At 72.1% G+C, this 20,926-nt stretch carries 14 protein-coding genes; 9 read left to right on the top strand and 5 right to left on the bottom strand.

Translation table 11 applies throughout. The features are described 5' to 3' along the window. The first annotated feature begins 57 nt into the window (after positions 1-57). Complete coding sequence (locus CP983_RS09285) at positions 58-3,783, top strand: S8 family peptidase (RefSeq protein WP_150499247.1); 3,726 nt, start codon at positions 58-60, stop codon at positions 3,781-3,783. A 209-nt stretch (positions 3,784-3,992) separates the two neighbouring features. Next, on the top strand, positions 3,993-5,309 hold the full coding sequence (locus CP983_RS09280) for a protein phosphatase 2C domain-containing protein (RefSeq protein WP_150499246.1): 1,317 nt from the start codon (positions 3,993-3,995) through the stop codon (positions 5,307-5,309). 15 nt (positions 5,310-5,324) lie between these two features. Here CP983_RS09280 and CP983_RS09275 read toward each other — a convergent pair whose 3' ends face one another. Then, the gene (locus tag CP983_RS09275) at positions 5,325-6,623 is read right to left on the bottom strand and encodes a helix-turn-helix domain-containing protein (protein WP_150499245.1); all 1,299 of its coding nucleotides are present in this window, start codon (positions 6,621-6,623) and stop codon (positions 5,325-5,327) included. 244 nt (positions 6,624-6,867) lie between these two features. Here CP983_RS09275 and CP983_RS09270 point away from each other — a divergent pair, with 244 nt between their 5' ends. Further along, positions 6,868-7,482 carry a hypothetical protein gene (locus tag CP983_RS09270; protein ID WP_150499244.1) on the top strand — a complete coding sequence of 205 codons (615 nt, stop codon included), beginning with the start codon at positions 6,868-6,870 and terminating at the stop codon, positions 7,480-7,482. 723 nt (positions 7,483-8,205) lie between these two features. Beyond that, entirely contained in the window at positions 8,206-8,628 is a 423-nt protein-coding gene (locus CP983_RS09265) for an ATP-binding protein (protein WP_107908368.1), read from the top strand. Between the two features lie 105 nt (positions 8,629-8,733). On the opposite strand, the gene CP983_RS09260 is transcribed toward CP983_RS09265, so the two are convergent. Together CP983_RS09260 and CP983_RS09255 are read right to left on the bottom strand one after the other, a co-directional pair. Further along, the gene (locus CP983_RS09260) at positions 8,734-9,774 is read right to left on the bottom strand and encodes a DUF2637 domain-containing protein (protein ID WP_107907813.1); all 1,041 of its coding nucleotides are present in this window, start codon (positions 9,772-9,774) and stop codon (positions 8,734-8,736) included. Between the two features lie 360 nt (positions 9,775-10,134). Further along, entirely contained in the window at positions 10,135-10,986 is an 852-nt protein-coding gene (locus CP983_RS09255; protein WP_150499243.1) for a (2Fe-2S)-binding protein, read from the bottom strand. Positions 10,987-11,140: 154 nt separating this feature from the next. Here CP983_RS09255 and CP983_RS09250 point away from each other — a divergent pair, with 154 nt between their 5' ends. Continuing rightward, positions 11,141-12,088, top strand: coding sequence for a GntR family transcriptional regulator (locus CP983_RS09250; RefSeq protein WP_229914669.1), 948 nt, complete (start codon positions 11,141-11,143; stop codon positions 12,086-12,088). A gap of 356 nt (positions 12,089-12,444) precedes the next feature. On the opposite strand, the gene CP983_RS09245 is transcribed toward CP983_RS09250, so the two are convergent. Beyond that, entirely contained in the window at positions 12,445-13,227 is a 783-nt protein-coding gene (locus CP983_RS09245; protein ID WP_150499242.1) for a hypothetical protein, read from the bottom strand. Positions 13,228-13,380: 153 nt separating this feature from the next. After that, the gene (locus CP983_RS09240) at positions 13,381-15,054 is read right to left on the bottom strand and encodes a PucR family transcriptional regulator (protein ID WP_150499241.1); all 1,674 of its coding nucleotides are present in this window, start codon (positions 15,052-15,054) and stop codon (positions 13,381-13,383) included. Between the two features lie 375 nt (positions 15,055-15,429). Here CP983_RS09240 and CP983_RS09230 point away from each other — a divergent pair, with 375 nt between their 5' ends. From CP983_RS09230 to CP983_RS09215, 4 genes are all read left to right on the top strand, one after another. Next, positions 15,430-16,323 carry an FAD binding domain-containing protein gene (locus CP983_RS09230; protein WP_150499240.1) on the top strand — a complete coding sequence of 298 codons (894 nt, stop codon included), beginning with the start codon at positions 15,430-15,432 and terminating at the stop codon, positions 16,321-16,323. Next, entirely contained in the window at positions 16,323-16,907 is a 585-nt protein-coding gene (locus CP983_RS09225; protein WP_107907820.1) for a (2Fe-2S)-binding protein, read from the top strand. The genes CP983_RS09230 and CP983_RS09225 overlap by 1 nt, the downstream gene beginning before the upstream one ends. A 1-nt stretch (position 16,908) precedes the next feature. Then, the gene (locus CP983_RS09220; protein ID WP_107907821.1) at positions 16,909-19,293 is read left to right on the top strand and encodes a xanthine dehydrogenase family protein molybdopterin-binding subunit; all 2,385 of its coding nucleotides are present in this window, start codon (positions 16,909-16,911) and stop codon (positions 19,291-19,293) included. A 166-nt stretch (positions 19,294-19,459) separates the two neighbouring features. Next, the gene (locus tag CP983_RS09215) at positions 19,460-20,917 is read left to right on the top strand and encodes an NCS2 family permease (RefSeq protein WP_030952619.1); all 1,458 of its coding nucleotides are present in this window, start codon (positions 19,460-19,462) and stop codon (positions 20,915-20,917) included. Positions 20,918-20,926 lie beyond the last annotated feature (9 nt).

Here is a 20,926-nt window from a genome sequence, read left to right as displayed (position 1 = left end):
TCATCGGCCTGCGCTTTCGCGCTCGCGGGCAAGCGGCAGCACGGGAAGAGGGCGATCTTGGGGAGAGCGATTTCGCGTACGGCACTGGGCGCGGCCACCGCCGCGATCCTGGCCGTGACGCCGGCCGTACCCACACACGCGGCCACCACCGGGCCGAGACCGCCGGCCGGCACCGGCGACCGGGCCACCCCCGGCGCCGACGCCGGTTCCGTCGTCACCCTGGTCACCGGTGACCGCGTCCTCGTCACCCGGGACGGGGCCGTCGCCCTGCCCGGCGCGGACGGCACCACCCCCTTCACCCAGACCCGCCGCTCCGGCGACGACCTGTACGTCTATCCCGAGCGTGCGATCGAGGCCCTCGCCGCCGGCCGGGTCGACGAGGAACTGTTCAACGTCACCGGCCTGGTCCGCCAGGGCTACGACGACACGCACCGCGCGACGCTCCCGCTGATCGCCACCTACGACCGCTCCGTCGCCCGGACCGTGCCGCCCACCCCGCGCGGCGCCGAACGCGGCCCGGTCCTCGACGCGATCGACGGGGTCGCGCTGGAGGCCGACAAGAAGAAGGCCGCCGACGTCTGGGCGGACCTCACCGGCCACGGCTCCCGCGCGGCCGGCGATCTGAGGAAGCTGTGGCTCGACGCCAGGGTCCGGGCCACGCTGGACCGTTCGACCCGCCAGGTGCACGCCCCCGAGGCATGGGCCGCCGGCTATGACGGCAAGGGCACGAAGGTCGCCGTCCTGGACACCGGCGCCGACGCCGAACACCCTGACCTCGAGGGCCGGATCACCGCCTCGAAGAACTTCACCGACTCCCCGGACGCCGACGACCACGACGGCCACGGCACCCACACCACCTCCACCGTCGGCGGCACGGGCGCCGCGAGCGACGGCGCCAAGAAGGGCGTCGCCCCGGCCGCCGGGCTCCTCAACGGCAAGGTCCTGAACGACTACGGCTACGGCGAGACCTCGTGGATCATCGCCGGCATGCAGTGGGCCGTCGACCAAGGCGCCGACGTCGTCTCCATGAGCCTCGGCAACCCGGCCCGCACCGACTGCACCGACCCGATGGCCCAGGCCACCGAGGAACTCGCCCGGAGAAGCGAGAACACCCTGTTCGTCATCGCGGCGGGCAACACCGGCCCCGGCAACAACACGGTCTCCTCCCCGGGTTGCGCCCCGAGTGTCCTGACCGTCGGCGCCGTCGACCGCGACGACACCACGGCCTCCTTCTCCAGCCGCGGCCCGGCGTACGGCTCGCACACCCTCAAGCCGGAGATCACCGCACCGGGCGTCGGCATCTCCGCCGCGGCGGCCGGCGGGCGCGGCGTGTACGCGTACCGGTCGATGAGCGGTACGTCGATGGCGACCCCGCACGTCGCCGGCGCGGCGGCGATCGTCAAACAGCGCCACCCCGACTGGACGGCCCGGCAGATCAAGGCGGCCCTGGTCTCCTCCGCCGACACCGGCATCCCCGGCGACGTCCGCGAGACCGGCGGCGGACGCCTCGACGTGCGGGCCGCGATCGGGCAGAAGATGCTCGGCGCACCCGCGCTGCAGGCCGGCACCTACAACTGGCCGCAGGACGCGAGCGACCGCACGACCCTCGCCGTGCCCTACACCAACACCACGGACAGGGCGGTGGAGTTGAAGCTGACGGTGCCCGCCGTCACCGGCAACGACGGCTCCACCGTCCGCTCGGCCCCGGCCCGCCTCGACGCCCGCAGGGTCACCGTCCCGGCGGGGGCGACGGTCGAGGTCCCGCTGCGCATAGACCCGACGGCCCGGCTGGAGCGCGCCCAGTACGGCGACGTGACCGGCCGCGTCCTCGCCACGACGGACGGCGTCGAGGTCTCCACCCCGTTCGCGCTGTACGTCCAGCCGGAGACCGTCACCCTGCGGGTGAAGCTGCTCGACCGCCTCGGCGAGCCGGCCGGCGGCGCCTCCTCCGTCGACCTGATCGGCACCGACGACGCGAGCGGCGAGCGCCGCTTCAACGAGGGCGCGGCCGACCAGACGTACCGGATCCGCCCCGGCGCCTACTTCCTCTCCAGCTTCGTCACCACGCCGGAGACCGAGGGCACGCTCCTGGACTCCCTCACCTACCTCGGGCGTCCTCAGCTGGAGATCTCCGAGGACACGACCGTCGTCCTCGACGCCCGCAAGGCCCACCGGCTGACCGTCCGCACGGACCGGCCCACCGAACCGCGCGGCGCCACCCTCGGGTTCGCCCGCAGCTGGGACGACACCTGGCTGCACGCGGGCACCGCGGCCGGCGGGCGCGAGCTGCGCGGCTACTACGCCTCCGTCACCGGCCGGGCGACCGACGGGGACTTCGAGTTCGACAGCTTCTGGCGCGCCGCGGCCCCGCAGATCACCGAACTCGCCGTCGAGGGCGGCCCGTCGCTGCACCCGACCACCGCGTCCTACAGCTCCGCCAACCTCGACGGCCGCGGCCGCGCGGCGCTCTTCGACGCCGAGTCCGGTACGGCGGAGGACCTCTCGGGGGCCGCGGGGAAGATCGCGCTCGTCGGGATCCCGGACGGCGGCAGCGCCTACGAGATCGCGACCCGCGCGAAGGAGGCCGGGGCCGTGGCCGTCCTCGTCCACCGGGACGCACCCGGCCGCTGGTACCCGTCGGCCGGCTTCACCGGCGGCCCGCTGCCCGTCCTCGCCGTCCCGGCCGACGAGGCGAAGACCCTGCTCACGGCCGGTGACGTGACCCTGCGCTGGACGGCCACCGCCAAGAGCCCGTACGTGTACAACCTCGCCTTCCCCGAGAAGGGCCGGATCGGCGGGGACCGTACCTACCGCGTCCGGGACCGGGACCTCGCGGCGACCACGGCGACGTACAACTCCATGGCGGGCGGCGCCACCGACCACATAGACCTGACCTCCATGACCCGCCCGAACGGGCTGACCGGCTACTTCGGCGGCCTGGAGACGGTCCCCGCGCCCTTTGGGCGCACCGAGTTCCACTCGCCGGGCACGACCGGCTGGGAGCACGAGGTGTCCAGCAGCTTCCCGTGGGGCGAGTTCATGATCGACCCCATGCGCGGCTACACGAAGGGCGAGCGGCGCACCGAGGAGTGGTACGGCGGCGTCCTCGCCCCCGCCACCCCGCGCGACGGGACCGGCCGGCCCGCGCTCGCCGCCGAACGGCAGGGCGACCTGATCGGCGTGGCACCCGGCTTCTGGGGCGACGGCCAACACCAGGGCGGGCAGGGCAGTTTCGGGGACATCGGCAGCATGACACTGAGCCGGAACGGTGAGACGATCGGCGAAAGCCCTTACCCCTTCGGCGTGTTCACCGTTCCCGCCGAGGAGTCCCGTTACGAACTCACGCTGAACACCGCCAAGATCGGCCCCCCGGCCCGGGCGTGGAAGCGCTCCACCGGCACCACCACGACCTGGACCTTCCGCTCCGCCCGCGACGAGAAGACCCAATCTCAGGGCATACCGCTGCTGTTCCCGTGGTACGCGCTGCCGGAGGACGGTCTGAAGACCCTCCCCGCCGAGGACGGACAGACCGTCACGCTCTCGGCGACCGGTCACGCGGGCTACGAGCCCGGTGAGTTGACGCGGGCCCGGCTCTCGTACTCGTACGACGAGGGCGGGACCTGGACCGAGGCACGGACGGTGCGCCGGGACGACGGGACCTGGAGGGCGACGGTGAACCACAGCGGAGCGAGAGGGAAGCAGGTCAGTATTCGATCGGTCCTGACCGACGCGCACGGCGCCTCGGTCACCCAGATCGTGACCCGGGCCTACGACGTGCGCTGACGCGCGCGAAGGGGATCCGGGCCCGGGTCACCCGGCAGTCGCCGGGCGGTTCTCCCGTGGGGGGTGGGGCCGCCCGGCGACGTGTTTCCCCCGTTGTTTCGCAAGGTTGTTCAAGGCGTCACCCGACGTGCCGTCCGGGTGGGCCCCGCGAGGCCGGATTTTCCGGATGCCCCGTTTTCATCCGGGCCGAGCGGTGGACAATTGAGGGCATGAACCAGCAGGGGGGTAGGCCCACCGGCCGCGAGGACGACTGGTGGAGGCAGCTGTACGGTGACCGCGCCGACGACACGGGCCCGACGACGGCCCGCGACTCACTGGACGACCGCTTCGCCTCGGCCGCCGGGACGGTGAACCAGCGGTCGGCAGCGGCTGCGCCGGTCCCGTCACCACGCGCGGACTCCGATGCCGTGGAGCCCGCGTCGACCTTCCCGGCCGGGCTGCCCAGGCCGCCGGGATTCACCGTGGAGTCACCGCCGGCCGACGTGGGGCCGCCGCCCCCGCCGCCCCCGGTCAAGGCTCCGGAGCGGCCGGGCCCGCCCATCGAGCCCACCCCGCCGCCGCGCCCCCTCGACTACGTGGGCGACGGCCCGCCCACCTACGCCGCCGAACCCACCGCCCTGCCGCCCGCCGACCCGGACGACCTCGACGACCTCGTCGCCGACACCGTCCTCGACGGCGCCCACTACGGCGCCTGCACCCTGCGCGCCGTCTCCCTGCGCGGCGACTCCGCCCGCTACCGCGGCGAACCCCGCCGCGACTCCCTGCTCACCGCCCGCTTCGGCACCGGCGACCACGCCCTGCTCCTCGTGGCGATGGCCACCGGCGCCCGCGCCACCCCGGGCGCGCACCGCGCCGCCGCCGAGGCCTGCCACTGGATCGGCCGCGCCGTCGGCCGCAGCCACGCGAGACTCTCCGAGGACATAAGGGGAGCGCGGCGCGGTGACCTGAAGTCCGGGCTGCACCGACTGACCGACCGCAGCCTCGGCAAACTCCGCGCCAGCGCCGCCGAACAGGGCATAGAACCCGAGGAGTACGCGGCGACCCTGCGCTGCCTCCTGCTGCCCGCCGACCCCGAGTGCCGTACGCGCGTCTTCTTCGGCGTCGGCGAGGGCGGACTCTTCCGGCTGCGGAACGGCGAGTGGCAGGACATCGAACCCCGCGTCACCGACGCCACCGGCGAACCCGTCGTCGGCTTCGGCTCGCTGCCCGCCGAGACGCCCGAGGGCGACCGGCTCACCATGGACCTCGGCATCACCACTCCGCCGAGCCCCTACGACCCGGCCCCCGAGCCACCCCGTGAACCCTTCCGCTTCCGTGCCTCCGTCGCCCGCCCCGGCGACACCCTCCTGATGTGCACGAGCGGCCTCGCCGACCCCCTGCGCGGCGAAGCCGAGCTCGCCGCCCACCTGACCGGACGCTGGTCCGCCCTCCAACCGCCCGGCCTCGCGGAGTTCCTCGCCGACGCCCAGGTCCGGGTGAAGGGGTACGCCGACGACCGTACGGCCGCCGCCGTCTGGGAGGTGTGACGAGCCCGGGCGCCGCTACTCCTCCCAGGGCACCCAGGCGCGGGCCGAGGTGTCGTAGGCGTAGTTCTTCAGACCCTTGTTGCCGGTCGTACGGAACGGGCGGCCGCGGTCGTCGACGCGGACGGTGCCGGTGCGGCCCTCGGACGACCAGTCCAGCTCCAGGTACCAGCTGCAGTCGCAGGCCACAGTCCGCGCGTCGATCAGCAGCACCTCCGGGTCCTCGGCGGACACGCGGTACGGCAGCCGCATCGCGGGGATCGTGACACCCGAGTCGTTGCCGTCGGCCGGGCGGGCGACGGGCCGGTCCTTGTCCAGGTCGACATCGAAGTAACGGGGCGTCAGCGCTCCGCCGCAGCCGTTGTCCATGGCGTAGTTGGTGCCCGCCATGGGCGCCGAACGGCCGACGACGCGCACCCGCAGCGCCTCCAGGACCACGGCGGTGGACGACTTGCCCTGCACCGTGACCCTCACCAGCGTCTGTTTGCCGTGCACGGCGCCCATCGTCGCCGCCCAGGTGGCCGCGTCCTGCGGGTTCGGCGGCGGCGGGACCTGCGGCGGCGGCTTGTCGATGACGTAGTCGTGACCGCAGCCGGCCTGCCAGACGTGCGAGTCGGCGCTCCAGGTGAGGGGCACCCCGGTGGAGGGCTGCGGCTTGCCCGCCTTGTTCGAGGGCCGGTCGGCGTCGCCGGAGGCCTTCGCCGAGGGCTTCTTCGACCCGTCGGCCGACGGCGAGGGCGTACTGGGGGAGGGGCTCGGCGACTTGGACGACTTCGGGCGCGGGGAGTCCGGCGCCGTCGTACGCGGCGGGTCGACGGCCTCGACGGAGTCGCTGCCCTTGGCGCGGTCGTCCGGGAGGGCGGACAGGCTGCCGAGCGTGGCGAGGAGCGCGGTCGTCACGGCCGCCGAGACCAGCAGGCGCCGACTGCGGTACCAACGGCGCTGCGCGGGCTCGGGCGATGCCGGGTCCCGCACCGGTTCGCCCGCCGGCTCGGGGGCCGGGTCCGAGGGGGGCGTGACCGCCGCGCCCTTCGCCTCGGCGGCCGCCGTGCGCGACCTCTGCCGCGCGGCCACCGCCAGGATCCACAACCGGTGCAGCTCGAGACGCTCCTCCGGAGTCGCCCCGCACAGCGCGGCGAACCGCTCGACGGGGGCGAAGCCGAGAGGGACCGCGTCACCGGCGCAGTAGCGGTGCAGCGTGGAGGTGTTCATGTTCAGGCGGCGGGCCAGCTGACCGTAACTGCGGTCGGTGCGTTCCTTCAGACGTCTGAGTAGCGCCGCGAACTCCTGGACGTCGTCGTCGCGTACTTCCGACACTGTTCTCCCGGGTCCTCCGCGTCCCGGGACGGTATCCCAGGCACTCCATATACCTGCACGTCAGAAGGGCTGGGATGGTTCCACCGTCGCGGATCGGGAGACGGCGCTTGCGGCCGCCCGCTGTGACGGCTGATGCTCTTGGTGTGGCACCGAGCAGGACCGGGGGGACCGACCGGCGTCGGTGACGATCCACTTCCGCACGTTCACGCAGTCATGCACTCATCTCATCCACGGGGGAACACCCATGCCCAAGCGCACCCGAGCCGGCGTGCTCACCGCACTCGCCGTCGTCGGCCTCACGGCCGGCACCGCACTCTCCGCCGCGCCGGCCGGCGCCGCACCGAAGGCGCCCGCGCCGAGGTTCCTCGCGGCGTCCGAACTGCCGCCGCACTCCACCGGCTGGACCGCCGACAAGGTCAAGGGCGGCGTCCCGGAGGAGATGCAGTACTGCTTCGGCGAGTCCCTGCTCGCCTACACCTCCAGCTACCGCACCTTCCGCACCGACCTCGACACCGGCGCCCAGCAGCTCAACGTCGTCGTCGGGAACAGCGCCAAGGCCAAGGCCCTGGCCACCCGCCTCGACAAGGACGTCAAGAACTGCGTCGCACGCATGGACGCCGACCCGGAGGTCGAGGCCGACCACAAGAGCTACGGCAGCCTGCCGGTCGAGGAGGGCGCCCGCGTCCACGGCTTCGCGACCCGTGCCTCGTGGGGCGCCATGGACATCCACCTGGTCTCCGTCGGCCGGGACGGCGGCACCGTCACCGTCGTGCAGTGGGGACAGATGGGCGACTTCGGGGACGCGCCGGTGAAGGCCTTCAAGAAGACGACGACCACCGCGGTCAACAAGCTCTACTGACCGACGCGGCAACCGGACCACCGCAACAGCGGGGCCGCCCTCCCGGACGGGGGTCGGGCGGGCGGCCCCGCATCCCTCGCGGACCGGTTCCGGAGCCGCCACGGCGGTGCCGCCGGCCTTTCACGGCGGTGAACACCCGCGAATTCCGGCCAGTTTCACAGGGTGCGGAAAGGTGGCCCGAGGCGCCCTGTTGCCCCGCCGCCGGCCGTGTGGGCCGCCACCCCGCCTACGACCCCAGCCGCCCCAGCACTTCGTCGACTACGGCCGGTTCGGCAGGGTCGCATCGACGCACGGGACGATCCCGCGCGGTCGGCCCGCCCGCAGGGGAGTCGGTCCGCTGCCGTGCACGACCGCACGGGCGTGCCCTCTCCCTCCAGCAACCGATGCACGGCCCCGCCTCCGCTCGCCGCGCGCGCTCCCACGGCCGGGAAACCCGGGTGTGGCCGGTGGCCGACCCGGCCCCGTCGTCTCCCGCGGCGGCCTCCGGGCGGCCGACGGGTGACGTTTCGGCTTTCATCCATCGTGCCTGGACCGCCACAACGGTGGCCGAACACCTGGTCGTTCACGATTCGACATGACTGGCGCCAAGTCCCATTGGGAAATGGTCCCCGTGAACGTGTTCGAGCCAGGAGGGGAACCGACATCGGCACGCGGGCGGGGGTCATGAAGAGGCAGGCGCGAGGAGGCGGTCCCGTGACATACGGGGCCTCCTCGGTGGAGACAGTGGAGGACAGGGCCGCGAGCGCCGGGGAACACGCGCAGCCGCCTCAGCTCAGGCGCAGACTCGGGCGGCGGGACCTACGGGCCGTCCCCGAGACACGCAGGGCGCTGCGGGAGTGGTTGCGGCACTGGGGGAGGCCGGGACAGCCGGACATAGCCGAACTGCTCACCAGCGAGCTCGTCACCAACGCGCTCGTGCACACCGACCGGGACGCGGTCCTGACCGCGACGGTCGGACCGGGCGGACTTCGGGTGGAGGTGAGGGACTTCGTGACCCGGCTGCCCAGACCACGCGTACCGAACGCCGACGACGGTACGAGCGGCAGGGGCCTGATCCTGGTCCAGTCCCTCGCGGACGCCTGGGGAGTGCGGACGCACGCGGTCGGGAAGGCGGTGTGGTTCGAACTCGACGCGGGCCCCGCGTAGCGGACGTGCGCGGCGCGTGACCGGTGGCGTGCGACGACGAAGGGGCGCGACCCGTCACGGGTCGCGCCCCTTCGTCGATGACGTCGATGCGTCGCTGACCAAGGCTCAGCCGAACTGCTGCTCCAGGTCCTTCAGCTTGCGCTCGAGGGAGTCGAGCCGGGGGAGCGCCATGGTGTCGTCCTCCGCTGTGAGGTCGACCTTCACCGGGTCAGAACCGGTGCGTACGGGCTGCAAAGAGGGACGCGTGAGCACGGGCAGCTGTTCCGCCGCGGATATGGCAGGCTCCGCGGACACCTGGGCGGAACCGGACTCCAGGGCCTGCGGCTCCACCGTCCGTCCGTTGCCGCGGCCGATGAAGCCGCGGTGGCCCCGGCTGATGGCCTTGAGCTGGGCGCGATCCATGCGCTCCTTGTCGCGGCGGCGCAGTCGGGCCGCGTCCTTCTGCCGCTTGTCCTCGCGGACCTCGTCGACCGCCTCGTCCAGGCTGCGCACGTTCTCCAGCAGCATCAGGGACCATGCCTTGTAGGTCTCGCGCGGCGCCCGCAGCCAGCGGACGATGCGGATCTGCGGCAGCGGACGCGGCACCAGACCCTGCTCGCGCAAGGCGGCCCGGCGGGTCTGCTTCAGTGCGCGGTCGAACAGCACGGCCGCAGAAAGGGACATGCCGGCGAAGAAGTGCGGGGCGCCGGCGTGGGCGAGGCCCCGAGGCGCGTGCACCCAGTTGAACCAGGCCGCGGCGCCCGCGAACGTCCACACGAGTATCCGGGAGCCGAGTGCGGCGTCACCGTGGCTGGCCTCGCGCACGGCGAGGACGGAGCAGAACATCGCCGCGCCGTCCAGACCGAACGGCACGAGGTACTGCCAGCCGTTGGACAGGCCCAGGTTCTGCTCACCGAAGCCGACCAGGCCCTTGAAGGAGAGCGCGGCCGCGACCGCGGCACAGCAGAAGAGGAGTACGTAGGAGGCCGTGCCGTATATGGCTTCCTTGCGCCTGCGACGCTCCTCGCTGCGCTCCCACGAGTCCTCGGTCTTCGCGTGCTCCCCCGACCGCTTGCCGCGCGCCAGTACCGCTACCGCCGCCAGCATGCCCAGGAGCAGTACGGCGCCCGGAAGCAGCCAGTTCAGCGATATGTCGGTCAATCTCATCTGGGGTCCCTTGCATTGGGATAGGGCGTAACGCCCGCCATAGTGGCCCAATCCCGCTGGCCCTCAGGGGGTTTCGGGGCAAGAGGCCGCCAAGGAAGTGCAAGGGGATGCCCAGGGCAGCATTCTGCTCGAACTGCCGCTTGAGGGGCAGGAGTTGAGTTCGAACAAGACTACCCGTGAGGGTGGTGCCACGGAAAGTTCCTGCGCGGAGTGAGGAAATTGTGAAACGCCTGTAACCGTAACGAGTGTCCCGCTCGTGGGTGATCTTACGGCACGAAGGGTGACGCGCCGCCTGAGGGGGCCTCAACTCGCGCTGTTCAAAGGGTGTTGGGCGGGCGGACGAACTCGGTGGCCGGAAGTTCAGCTCGCCGCCGCCAGCAGTTTGGTGACCCGGTCCGCGTCGCAGGTGCGCGGGCAGGTGGCGCAGGTGTCCTCGGGGCGCAGCGTGTAGAACATGCAGCAGCTCGCCCGGTCCCGGGTGGGCAGTGACTCACCGTTCGGGCCGGTCAGTTCACGGAAGGCGGCCGAGCCGACGTACGGCTGTGTCGCCCCCGGCAGGAGCAGTTCCAGCTCATGGCGGGCCCGGTCCTGCTCGCCGTCGCCGAACAGGTGGGCGACGTACCAGAGGCTCTCGACGATCTCGTCGGTCGCCATGCCCCACAGCGCGCGGCCGCGGCGGCGCATGCGCGGGCCGAAGCCGGCGAGGACGGGTTCGAGGTGCTCGGCGAGGGCGGCCCGCACCTCCGCGCGCAGCGCCTCCTCGTCCGGGACGACCCTGGCGCCGGGCAGGGTGGCCGCCGGGTCGCCGGGGAGGCAGGCGAAGGCGGCCGGGCGGGCCGCCAGGCGGCCTATCGCGAGGCCGGGGGCCGTGCGGTCGTACGAGACATGTGTCACGGGGAGGCGGGGGACGCGGCGGAGCAGGAACCAGGGGACGGTGATCAGCAGGCAGGCGGGCCAGGCGTAGCGGTGCAGGCCGAAGCTGGCGACGACGTCCGGGCGGGCGGGCTGTCCGTAGTCGCGCACCACCTGTGCGTCGTCCCAGGCCAGGAAGGCGTCGAGGGTGCCGCCGCCGGCGGCGAGGGCGGCCGCGGTGACCCATCCGTCGTGGTCGGGCATGGGCTCGGGGGCGGGCGGCTGGATGATGTCCAGCCCCGGGAAGGCCGTGGTGAGACGGGTGTAGGCGTCTGCGAGGGCCGTAGGGGGCACGGGCATGGTGGCCGCCGATCCATGAGGCTTCAAAGGTAAGCCTTACCTTACCGAAGATCGCTGCGGTTTGAACTGTCGCGTTCTGCGCCTATGGTGCTTGACGGGTGAGTAACAACCCGCCGTAATGACCCCAAGTACCGACACGTCCGGAGGAGGACCCGTGAAGCAGGGCGCGCAGGGCTCCGCGGCGACGGGGAATCCGGATGGGTCGGGTGGCTTGGGCGGGGCGGAAGGTGTGGGCGGCGTGGGGGTCGGGGGTCCCGAGGTTCGGGTGGATGTGCCGCGTGTGCCTGTGCAGGGGCGGGGCGTGGAGGGGGAGCGGGGCGGTCGGGTCGACCGGGATGAGCGCGTTGAGCGGGCTGACAGGGTTGAGCGGGCTGAGCGTGGTGTGGATGGTGGGCCGGGGCGGGGTGACGCCGGGGCCTTGGCTCGGGGTGAGCACACGCACAGTGAGACGCCTATTCCGCGGCCTCGGGCCTTGGTGCAGCGGGCCTCGGTGCGGGGGCAGATCCTGGACGCGTTGCGTACCGCGCTGGTCACCGGTGAACTGACGCCCGGGGCGGTGTACTCGGCGCCTGCGTTGGGGGAGCGGTTCGGGGTTTCTGCGACGCCGGTGCGGGAGGCGATGCAGCAGCTCGCGTTGGAGGGGGCCGTCGAGGTCGTGCCCAACCGGGGGTTCCGGGTGGTCGAGCGGGGGGCTCGGGAGCTGGCCGAGCTGGCCGAGGTGCGGGCGTTGATCGAGGTGCCGGTGATGCTGCGGCTGGCGCGTACGGTTTCTGTCGAACGGTGGGCTGAGTTGCGGCCGTTGGCGGAGGCTACGGTGCGGGCGGCATCTTCCGGGTGCCGGGCCACGTATGCGGAGTCGGACCGGTCGTTCCATCGGGCGGTGCTCGCGTTCTGTGGCAACGAGCAGTTGGTCCAGCTCGCCGATGATCTGCATCGGCGGGCTCAGTGGCCGCTGGTGGGGCCGGTGCGGGTGTCGGGGCGGGGGCATGCCGATCTGCTGGCGGATGCGGCGGAGCACATGGCGCTGTTGGATGCGTTGATCGCGCGGGATCTGGATGTGGTGCGGTCGTTGGTGGGGGAGCACTTCGGCGGGGCGCGCTGACGGGATGCCTGCGGCGGCCCGTTGCGCCGAGTGGGGGCTTGCGTAGCGCCTGCGGGTGGGGGTGGGTCGGGGCCGTGCCGGGGGGTGTCCGTCCTCGGTCGGGCGGTTGCCCTCACTTAGAAGGGTGCTGTGTCTTGACGCCCGACGCTGCGGGCGGACACCCCCCGGCACGTCCCCTTGCCGCCGTGGGCGGGCGCGTCTCTCGGCTCCGCCTGCCTCTTGCCGCCCGTTCCGCGCCGGGCCGCAACCATTTCCGCCGGTGGGCACCCACCCCTTCAGCCCGTCCGGCGTTTGAGGACGAGGCCGTTCAGGCCGAAGCGGGGTCTGGGGCGGCAGCCCCAGGGTTGGTCCTGGGGCTACGCCGTTGCTGCGTCCGGGGCCGGTGGGGTCAGTTGGTGGGCCAGCCAGGTGGGGACTCCGCCCAGTAGGCGGAAGAGGCGGGTGGCTTCCTCGCGGAGGCGGGACGCCTCCGGTTCGGATTCCGCGTCGGCCAGGGACGCGAGCGCGGGGGCCGTACCCACCAGGTAGCCGAGTTCCTCGCGGATGCGCAGGGACTCGGCGAAGCCGTGCCGGGCCTCCGCCAACTCGCCGTCGCGCAGGGCCAGTCCGGCCAGGTGGCGCCAGGTGAAGGAGAGCAGGAGCGGGTCGGCGTGCGCCGTGGCGCCGGCGTGGGCTCGGCGGTAGGCGGCTCGTGCGGCCTGGGGTGAGCGGGCCAGGTTCTCCGCCAGGAGGCCGCGGCGGAAGTCCAGGAGGGACCGGCCCGCTGCCCCCGGAGGGATCAGCGCCGCCGCCCGGCCCAGTGCCGCCCGCGCCTCGTCCGCCCGGTCGCGCACTCCGTGCAGCGTCGCCGCGTACGCAAGTTGCCCGCGTTCACAAGCTGCCGCGCCCCGCTCGTCGTCACTGTGGGCGAGCGCCTCGGCCGTACGGAGTGCGTCCTCGGCCTCCTCCCAGCCCTGCTCGGTGTAGAGGCAGCGCTCCACCAGCAGCGACGCCCGCTGGAGCGAGGCCGACGCCGTCACCGGCCGTAGCAGGGCCGCCGCGTCCGCCCAGCAGGCGCGTGAACGCAGCCGCCATACCGCGGTCTGGAGTGGATCGTCACCGTCGGTCGTTCCGTTACCAGACATGGCGGTATGCGCCACCTGTCCCTCCCCGAGCACGCCATCGAGCTGTTGAGTGGTGGCGGCATCTCAGCACGAATCTGGCGGCCCGGCCAAGAGGGTGGGTGAAGGATTTCACAAAGTCGTGGGACAGCGACGGCACTTGGTGCCATCCGGCGGGGTGGCCGCGTGGGGTCAACTCATCCGCAATGCCAAGAAGAAATCGAGCTTGTCCTCCAGCCGGGAGAGGTCCCGACTCGTCAACTGCTCGATCCTGCCGACCCGATAGCGCAGTGTGTTGACGTGCAGGTGGAGACGGGTCGCGCAGCGGGTCCAGGAGCCGTCGCAGTCCAGGAAGGCTTCGAGGGTGGGGATCAGCTCGGCCCGGTGGCGGCGGTCGTAGTCGCGCAGGGGGTCCAGGAGGCGCGCGGTGAAGGCCCGGCGTACGTCGTCGGGGACGAAGGGCAGCAGGAGGACATGGGACGCCAGTTCCTGGTGGCCGGCCGCGCAGACCCTGCCGGGGCGCGCCGCCGCCACCCGGCGGGCGTGGCGGGCCTCCTCCAGGGCGCCGCGCAGGCCCTCCGCCGAGTGCACCGCCGCGCTGACACCGAGCGTGACCCGGCCGTCGTCGTTCAGGCCCGCCGAGAGCGGGGTGCGGACCGACTCCAGCAGCGCGTCGGCGAGGATGCCGGCCTCCGAGCCGTCGTGCTCCGAGGAGACGGCGGGGAGGGGGACCAGGGCGATGGCCTCGTCACCCGTGTGGGCCACCGCGATGCGGTCGGAGGGCTCCGGGCCGGTGGCCAGCGGGTCCACCAGGATCTCCTCCAGGAGGGACTGGGCGATCGGGCCCGCCTCGATGTCGGCGCCCTCCCACTCGGCCCGCGCGACCACCACCTGCCAGTGCGGGGCGGCCCCGAGGCCGGGCAGCAGGACGGGTGCGGCCACCCGGAGGCGTGCGGCGATCTCGGCCGGCGCCGCACCCGTCTGGACCAGTTCCAGGACCTCCTGGGCGAGGCGGCGGCGGACCGTGCGGGCCGCGTCCCGGCGGTCCCGTTCGACCGCGATCAGCTGGGTGACGCCCTGGAGGAGGTCGAGCCGCTCCTCCGGCCAGTCGCTCGCGTCCGCCTCCACGGCCAGCAGCCAGTCCGACAGCAGCGTCTCGCGCACGTCCCGCGAGCCCTGGGCGCCGCGACTGCTGCTGCGGATCGGGAACAGGGAGTACGTCGCGGTGCCGAGGGTGATCCGGTGCGGGCCGCGGCGGCCCGTGCGGGCGGCCGTCAGATGCTCCGCCGCCAGCCTGGCGCACAGCTCGGCGGGCAGGGCGGGGCCCCCGACCTCGGAGCCCGCGATGAGCCGGCCCGTCGGCGACAGCACCCAGGCCCGCAGGTCCAGGTCCGAGCCGAGGAGGTCCAGGACCACGTCCGGGCCGCCGCCCGCCGGGCCCGAGGTCATCATCCGGCGGTGCCGGTCGACGACGGCCGCCAGATCCCCGGCCCGCTCGCCGCTGACCTGCCGTACGACATGCTCGGTGACCGTCGCGAAGGCCACCGACTCGTGCACCGCGAACAACGGCAGACGGTGCCGGGCGCAGGCCGTCACCAGGTCGTCGGGAATGTCTCCGAGCTCGGCCTCACCGGCGGCCAGGGCGGCCACGCCGGCCTGCACCAGGATGTGCACGAAAGGGTCGGAGTCCGCGGCGTCGCGCCGCCAGGCCAGGCCCGTGAGCACCAGCTCACCGCCGGACAGATAGCGGCTGGGGTCGCGCAGGTCGGTGGTCATCACGCCGCGCACGGTGCGATCCAGCTCGTCCTCGCCGCCGAGCAGCTTGAGGCCCAGCGCGTCGGATTCCAGCAGTGCGCGCAGCCGCATTCTCGTCGCCGCCGTTCTTTGTCTCGAAATCTACGATGAATCTTGAAGGGTCAGTCGGGGCGGCCCGTACGGCGGGCCGATGAGCGGCGCCGGGGGCGGTGCTCGTCGTCTTTCGGACGGTGTCCCAGGTCACAGCGCCGTGGCTGCTGTTTCCGGAGAAAGACGTGGAGGTTACTGGTGACCTCCGTTCATACGAATCTACAAGATGCCTACCCTGGCCAGCCAACTCCTTCATGGTTTCCGTGACTGACCCCGGTGGAGCAGCGCGCTGTGTACTGACGTCAATGCGCGTTAACAGCACATGAACGAGCCGGGCCCGCCGCACCTGATCTGGCTCAAACCGTACGACCCACGAGACGAAGAAGAGAGCCGGTCATGGACTTCCTTCGCCCCGCCAGCTGGGAGGAGGCGCTCGCCGCGAAGGCCGAGCACCCCACCGCTGTGCCGATTGCGGGTGGCACCGATGTGATGGTCGAGATCAACTTCGACCACCGTCGGCCCGAGTACCTTCTCGACCTGAACCGCGTCGGCGACCTCTACGAGTGGGAGGTCGGCGAGGAGAGCGTGCGGCTCGGCGCCTCTGTGCCGTACACGAGGATCATGGAGAGCCTCCGTGCCGAGCTGCCGGGCCTCGCGCTCGCCTCGCACACGGTCGCCTCCCCGCAGATCCGCAACCGCGGCGGCGTCGGCGGCAACCTCGGCACCGCCTCCCCGGCCGGTGACGCCCACCCCGCCCTCCTCGCGGCCGGTGCCGAGGTCGAGGTCGAGTCGGCCGAGCGCGGCACCCGCCTCATCCCCATCGACGCCTTCTACACCGGCGTGAAGCGCAATGCGCTGGCGGCGGACGAGCTCATTCGTGCCGTCCACATCAAGAAGGCCGACGGGCCGCAGCAGTACTCGAAGGTCGGCACGCGCAACGCGATGGTCATCGCCGTGTGCGCCTTCGGGCTCGCCCTGCACCCCGAGACGCGGACCGTGCGCACCGGCATCGGCTCGGCCGCCCCCACCCCCGTGCGGGCCAAGGCCGCCGAGGAGTTCCTGAACGCGGCGCTCGAAGAGGGCGGCTTCTGGGACAACGGCAAGATCATCACCCCGTCGGTCGCCAAGCAGTTCGCCGAGCTGTGCTCGGGCGCCTGCAACCCGATCGACGACGTCCGGGGCACGGCGAGCTACCGCCGGCACGCGGTCGGCGTCATGGCGCGCCGCACGCTGACCTGGACCTGGGAGTCGTATCGCGGCGAGCGCCGCCTCACGGAGGGAGCCGCGTAATGCGTGTCAACTTCACTGTCAACGGACGTCCGCAGGAAGCCGACGACGTGTGGGAGGGCGAGTCCCTGCTGTACGTGCTGCGCGAGCGGATGGGCCTTCCGGGCTCGAAGAACGCCTGTGAGCAGGGCGAGTGCGGATCCTGCACCGTCCGGCTGGATGGTGTGCCGGTCTGTTCGTGTCTGGTCGCCGCCGGGCAGGTCCAGGGCCGCGAGGTCGTCACCGTCGAGGGGCTCGCCGACTTCGCCAAGCAGCGCGCCGAGCACGGTGGCTGTGCGACCGGTGCCTGCGGTACGTCGCTCCAGGACGCCCAGGGCTGGGCCGCCAAGGGGCAGGACTCGCAGACCGGTGAGGGCACCGAACTCTCCCCGATCCAGCAGGCGTTCATCGACGCGGGCGCCGTCCAGTGCGGCTTCTGCACGCCGGGTCTGCTGGTCGCCGCCGACGAGATGCTGGAGCGCAACCCGAACCCGACCGACGCGGACATCCGCGAGGCGCTGTCGGGCAACCTGTGCCGCTGCACCGGCTACGAGAAGATCATGGACGCGGTCCGCCTCGCGGCCGCCCGGCAGGGAGAGGCGGTCTGACGTGTCCACTCCTAACGGCACTCCCACCAAGATCACCCAGGGTTCCCAGACCAAGGGCGGCATCGGCGAGTCCACGCTCCGCCCGGACGGCACCCTCAAGGTCACCGGCGAGTTCGCGTACTCCTCCGACATGTGGCACGAGGACATGCTCTGGGGGCAGATCCTCCGGTCCACCGTCGCGCACGCCGAGATCGTGTCCATCGACACCGGCGAGGCACTGGCCATGGCGGGCGTCTACGCCGTCATGACCTACGACGACCTGCCGACCGAGGTGAAGAACTACGGCCTGGAGATCCAGGACACCCCGGTCCTCGCCCACGGCAAGGTCCGCCACCACGGCGAGCCGGTCGCCATCGTCGCCGCCGACCACCCGGAGACGGCCCGGCGCGCCGCCGCGAAGATCAAGGTCGAGTACCGCGAGCTGCCCGTCATCACCGACGAGGCCTCCGCGACCGCGCCGGACGCGATCCTCGTCCACGAGGGCCGCGACGACCACCACAGCGGCCACGTCCCGCACCCGAACATCGTCCACCGCCAGCCGATCATCCGCGGCGACGCGGCCAAGGCCGCGGAGCGGGCCGACGTGATCGTCAAGGGCGAGTACACCTTCGGCATGCAGGACCAGGCCTTCCTCGGCCCGGAGTCCGGCCTCGCCGTGCCGGACGAGGACGGCGGCGTCCACCTGTACATCGCCACCCAGTGGCTGCACAGCGACCTGCGCCAGATCGCCCCGGTCCTCGGCCTGCCCGAGAGCAAGGTCCGCATGACGCTGTCCGGCGTCGGCGGTGCCTTCGGCGGCCGCGAGGACCTGTCGATGCAGATCCACGCCTGCCTGCTGGCGCTGCGCACCGGCAAGCCCGTCAAGATCGTCTACAACCGGTTCGAGTCGTTCTTCGGGCACGTCCACCGCCACCCCGCCAAGCTGTACTACGAGCACGGGGCCACCAAGGACGGCAAGCTCACCCACATGAAGTGCCGGATCGTCCTGGACGGCGGCGCCTACGCCTCCGCCTCCCCGGCCGTCGTCGGCAACGCCTCCTCGCTGTCCGTGGGCCCGTACGTCATCGACGACGTCGACATCGAGGCGATCGCCCTCTACACCAACAACCCGCCCTGCGGCGCGATGCGCGGCTTCGGCGCGGTCCAGGCGTGCTTCGCCTACGAGGCGCAGATGGACAAGCTGGCCGAGAAGCTGGGCATGGACCCGGTGGCGCTGCGGCAGCTCAACGCCATGGAGCAGGGCACACTCCTGCCGACCGGGCAGCCGGTCGACTCGCCGGCCCCCGTTGCCGAACTGCTGCGCCGCGTCAAGGCGATGCCGCTGCCGCCGGAGCGCCAGTGGGAGTCCAGCGAGGGCGCGGACGTACGGCAGCTGCCGGGCGGCCTGTCCAACACCACGCACGGCGAGGGCGTCGTACGAGGCGTCGGCTACGCGGTCGGCATCAAGAACGTCGGCTTCTCCGAGGGCTTCGACGACTACTCCACCGCCAAGGTGCGCATGGAGGTCGTCGGCGGCGAGCCGGTGGCCACCGTGCACACCGCGATGGCGGAGGTCGGCCAGGGCGGCGTCACCGTCCACGCGCAGATCGCCCGCACCGAGCTGGGCGTCACCCAGGTGACCATCCACCCGGCGGACACGCAGGTGGGCTCGGCGGGTTCGACCTCGGCCTCCCGGCAGACGTACGTCACCGGCGGCGCCGTGAAGAACTCCTGCGAGCTGGTCCGCGAGAAGGTCCTGGAGATCGGACGCCGCAAGTTCGGCTCCTACCACCCGGCCTGGGCCACCGCCGAACTCCTGCTGGAGGGCGGCAAGGTAGTCACCGACGGCGGCGAAGTGCTCGTCGATCTGGTGGACCTGCTGGAGGGCGAGGCCGTCGAGGTCGAGGCCGAGTGGCGGCACCGTCCGACCGAGGCGTTCGACCTGCGCACCGGCCAGGGCTTCGGACACGTCCAGTACTCCTTCGCCGCGCACCGCGCGGTCGTCGAGGTGGACACCGAGCTCGGCCTGGTGAAGGTGATCGAGCTGGCCTGCGCCCAGGACGTCGGCAAGGCCCTCAACCCGCTGTCCGTCATCGGCCAGATCCAGGGCGGCACCACCCAGGGCCTGGGCGTGGCGGTGATGGAGGAGATCATCGTCGACCCGAAGACGGCGAAGGTCAGGAACCCCTCCTTCACCGACTACCTCATCCCCACGATCCTCGACACGCCGACCATCCCCGTCGACGTGCTCGAACTCGCCGACGACCACGCCCCGTACGGGCTCCGTGGCATCGGCGAGGCACCCACCCTGTCCTCGACCCCGGCCGTCCTCGCGGCGATCCGGAGCGCGACCGGGCTGGAGCTCAACCGCACGCCGGTACGGCCGGAACACCTCACCGGCACGTAGCCCTCCGGGCGTTGAACCGGTCAATTCCGTCCTGGGGGGACTTCGTCCCCCCAGGCGCCCCAACTGTTCGTCTCGGGCCGTCCCCCGGGTCGTGCACCTCCCCAAACCCCGCTGATCGCCGAAGGCAATGCGCGGGTGCCCCTTTGAACCTTGGGAGTAGGCCCACATGACCCAGCAGTCTCTGGAGCCGGCGACCACAGCCGAAGACGCGGGAGAAGGCACCCGCGTCCCGGCCGGCAGGTCCTGGCTCGACCGGTACTTCCACATATCCAAGAGAGAATCCACGGTCGCGCGTGAGGTGCGCGGCGGCGTCACGACCTTCATGGCGATGGCGTACATCCTCCTGCTCAACCCGCTGATCCTGTCCGGCAAGGACGCGGCCGGTGACACCCTCGCCCAGAAGGCGCTGATCACCGCGACCGCGTTCGCGGCGGCCTTCAGCACGCTGCTGATGGGCTTCTTCGGCAAGGTGCCGCTCGCCCTCGCCGCCGGCCTCTCCGTCTCCGGCGTCCTCGCCTCGCAGGTCGCCCCGCAGATGACCTGGCCGCAGGCCATGGGCATGTGTGTGATGTACGGCGTGATCATCATGCTGCTGGTCGTCACCGGCCTGCGCGAGATGATCATGAACGCGATCCCGCTCGCGCTCAAGCACGCCATCACCATGGGCATCGGCCTGTTCGTCGCGCTGATCGGCTTCTACAAGGCCGGCTTCGTGCACCAGGGCGAGGCCACCCCGGTCACTCTCGGCCCCGCCGGCGAACTGGCCGGCTGGCCCGTCCTGCTCTTCGCGGTCACCCTCCTCGCGATCTTCATGCTCCAGGCGCGCGGCATCCCCGGCGCGATCCTGATCGGCATCGTCGGCGGCACCGTGCTCGCCGTGGTCCTCAACGCCTTCGGCGCCATCGACCCCAAGCAGTGGGCCAGCGGCGCCCCCGAACTGCACGGCAGCGCGGTGTCCATGCCGGACTTCTCGATCTTCGGCAACGTCGAGTTCGGCGGCTGGGGCGAGGTCGGCGCGATGACCGTCGGCATGATCGTCTTCACCTTGGTGCTCGCCGGGTTCTTCGACGCGATGGCCACCATCATCGGCGTCGGCACCGAGGCCAAGCTCGCCGACGACAAGGGCCGGATGCCGGGCCTGTCGAAGGCGCTGTTCATCGACGGTGCCGGCGGCGCCATCGGCGGTGTGTCCGGCGCGTCCGGGCAGACGGTGTTCGTCGAGTCGGCCACCGGCGTCGGCGAGGGTGCCCGTACAGGCCTGTCGTCGGTCGTCACCGGCCTGTTCTTCGCGGCCTGCCTCTTCTTCACCCCGCTCACGGCGATCGTGCCGGGCGAGGTCGCGGCGGCGGCCCTGGTGGTCATCGGCGCCATGATGATGATGAACGCACGGCACGTGGACTGGGCCGACCGGGCCACCGCGATCCCGGTGTTCCTCACCGTCGTGATCATGCCGTTCACGTACTCGATCACGGCCGGTGTCGCCGCCGGTGTCATCTCGTACGTCGCCATCAAGATCGCTCAGGGCAAGGCGCGGGAGATCGGGGCGTTCATGTGGGCCCTGACAGGCATCTTCATCGTCTATTTCGCCCTCAATCCCATTGAGAGCTGGATGGGCGTGCACTAGCCGTGCGCG

This window comes from Streptomyces chartreusis (assembly GCF_008704715.1).
Classification (GTDB): Bacteria; Actinomycetota; Actinomycetes; order Streptomycetales; family Streptomycetaceae; genus Streptomyces; species Streptomyces chartreusis.
This window is presented reverse-complemented; position numbering and strand designations above follow the sequence as displayed.

What these genes read in the sequence shown, in the direction of transcription:
- CP983_RS09240 (WP_150499241.1), bottom strand. Translation starts at nt 15,054, where the DNA reads ATGCGGCTGCGCGCACTGCTGGAATCCGACGCGCTGGGCCTCAAGCTG.
- CP983_RS09255 (WP_150499243.1), bottom strand. Translation starts at nt 10,986, where the DNA reads ATGCCCGTGCCCCCTACGGCCCTCGCAGACGCCTACACCCGTCTCACC.
- CP983_RS09225 (WP_107907820.1), top strand. Translation starts at nt 16,323, where the DNA reads ATGCGTGTCAACTTCACTGTCAACGGACGTCCGCAGGAAGCCGACGAC.
- CP983_RS09215 (WP_030952619.1), top strand. Translation starts at nt 19,460, where the DNA reads ATGACCCAGCAGTCTCTGGAGCCGGCGACCACAGCCGAAGACGCGGGA.
- CP983_RS09230 (WP_150499240.1), top strand. Translation starts at nt 15,430, where the DNA reads ATGGACTTCCTTCGCCCCGCCAGCTGGGAGGAGGCGCTCGCCGCGAAG.
- CP983_RS09270 (WP_150499244.1), top strand. Translation starts at nt 6,868, where the DNA reads ATGCCCAAGCGCACCCGAGCCGGCGTGCTCACCGCACTCGCCGTCGTC.
- CP983_RS09280 (WP_150499246.1), top strand. Translation starts at nt 3,993, where the DNA reads ATGAACCAGCAGGGGGGTAGGCCCACCGGCCGCGAGGACGACTGGTGG.
- CP983_RS09260 (WP_107907813.1), bottom strand. Translation starts at nt 9,774, where the DNA reads ATGAGATTGACCGACATATCGCTGAACTGGCTGCTTCCGGGCGCCGTA.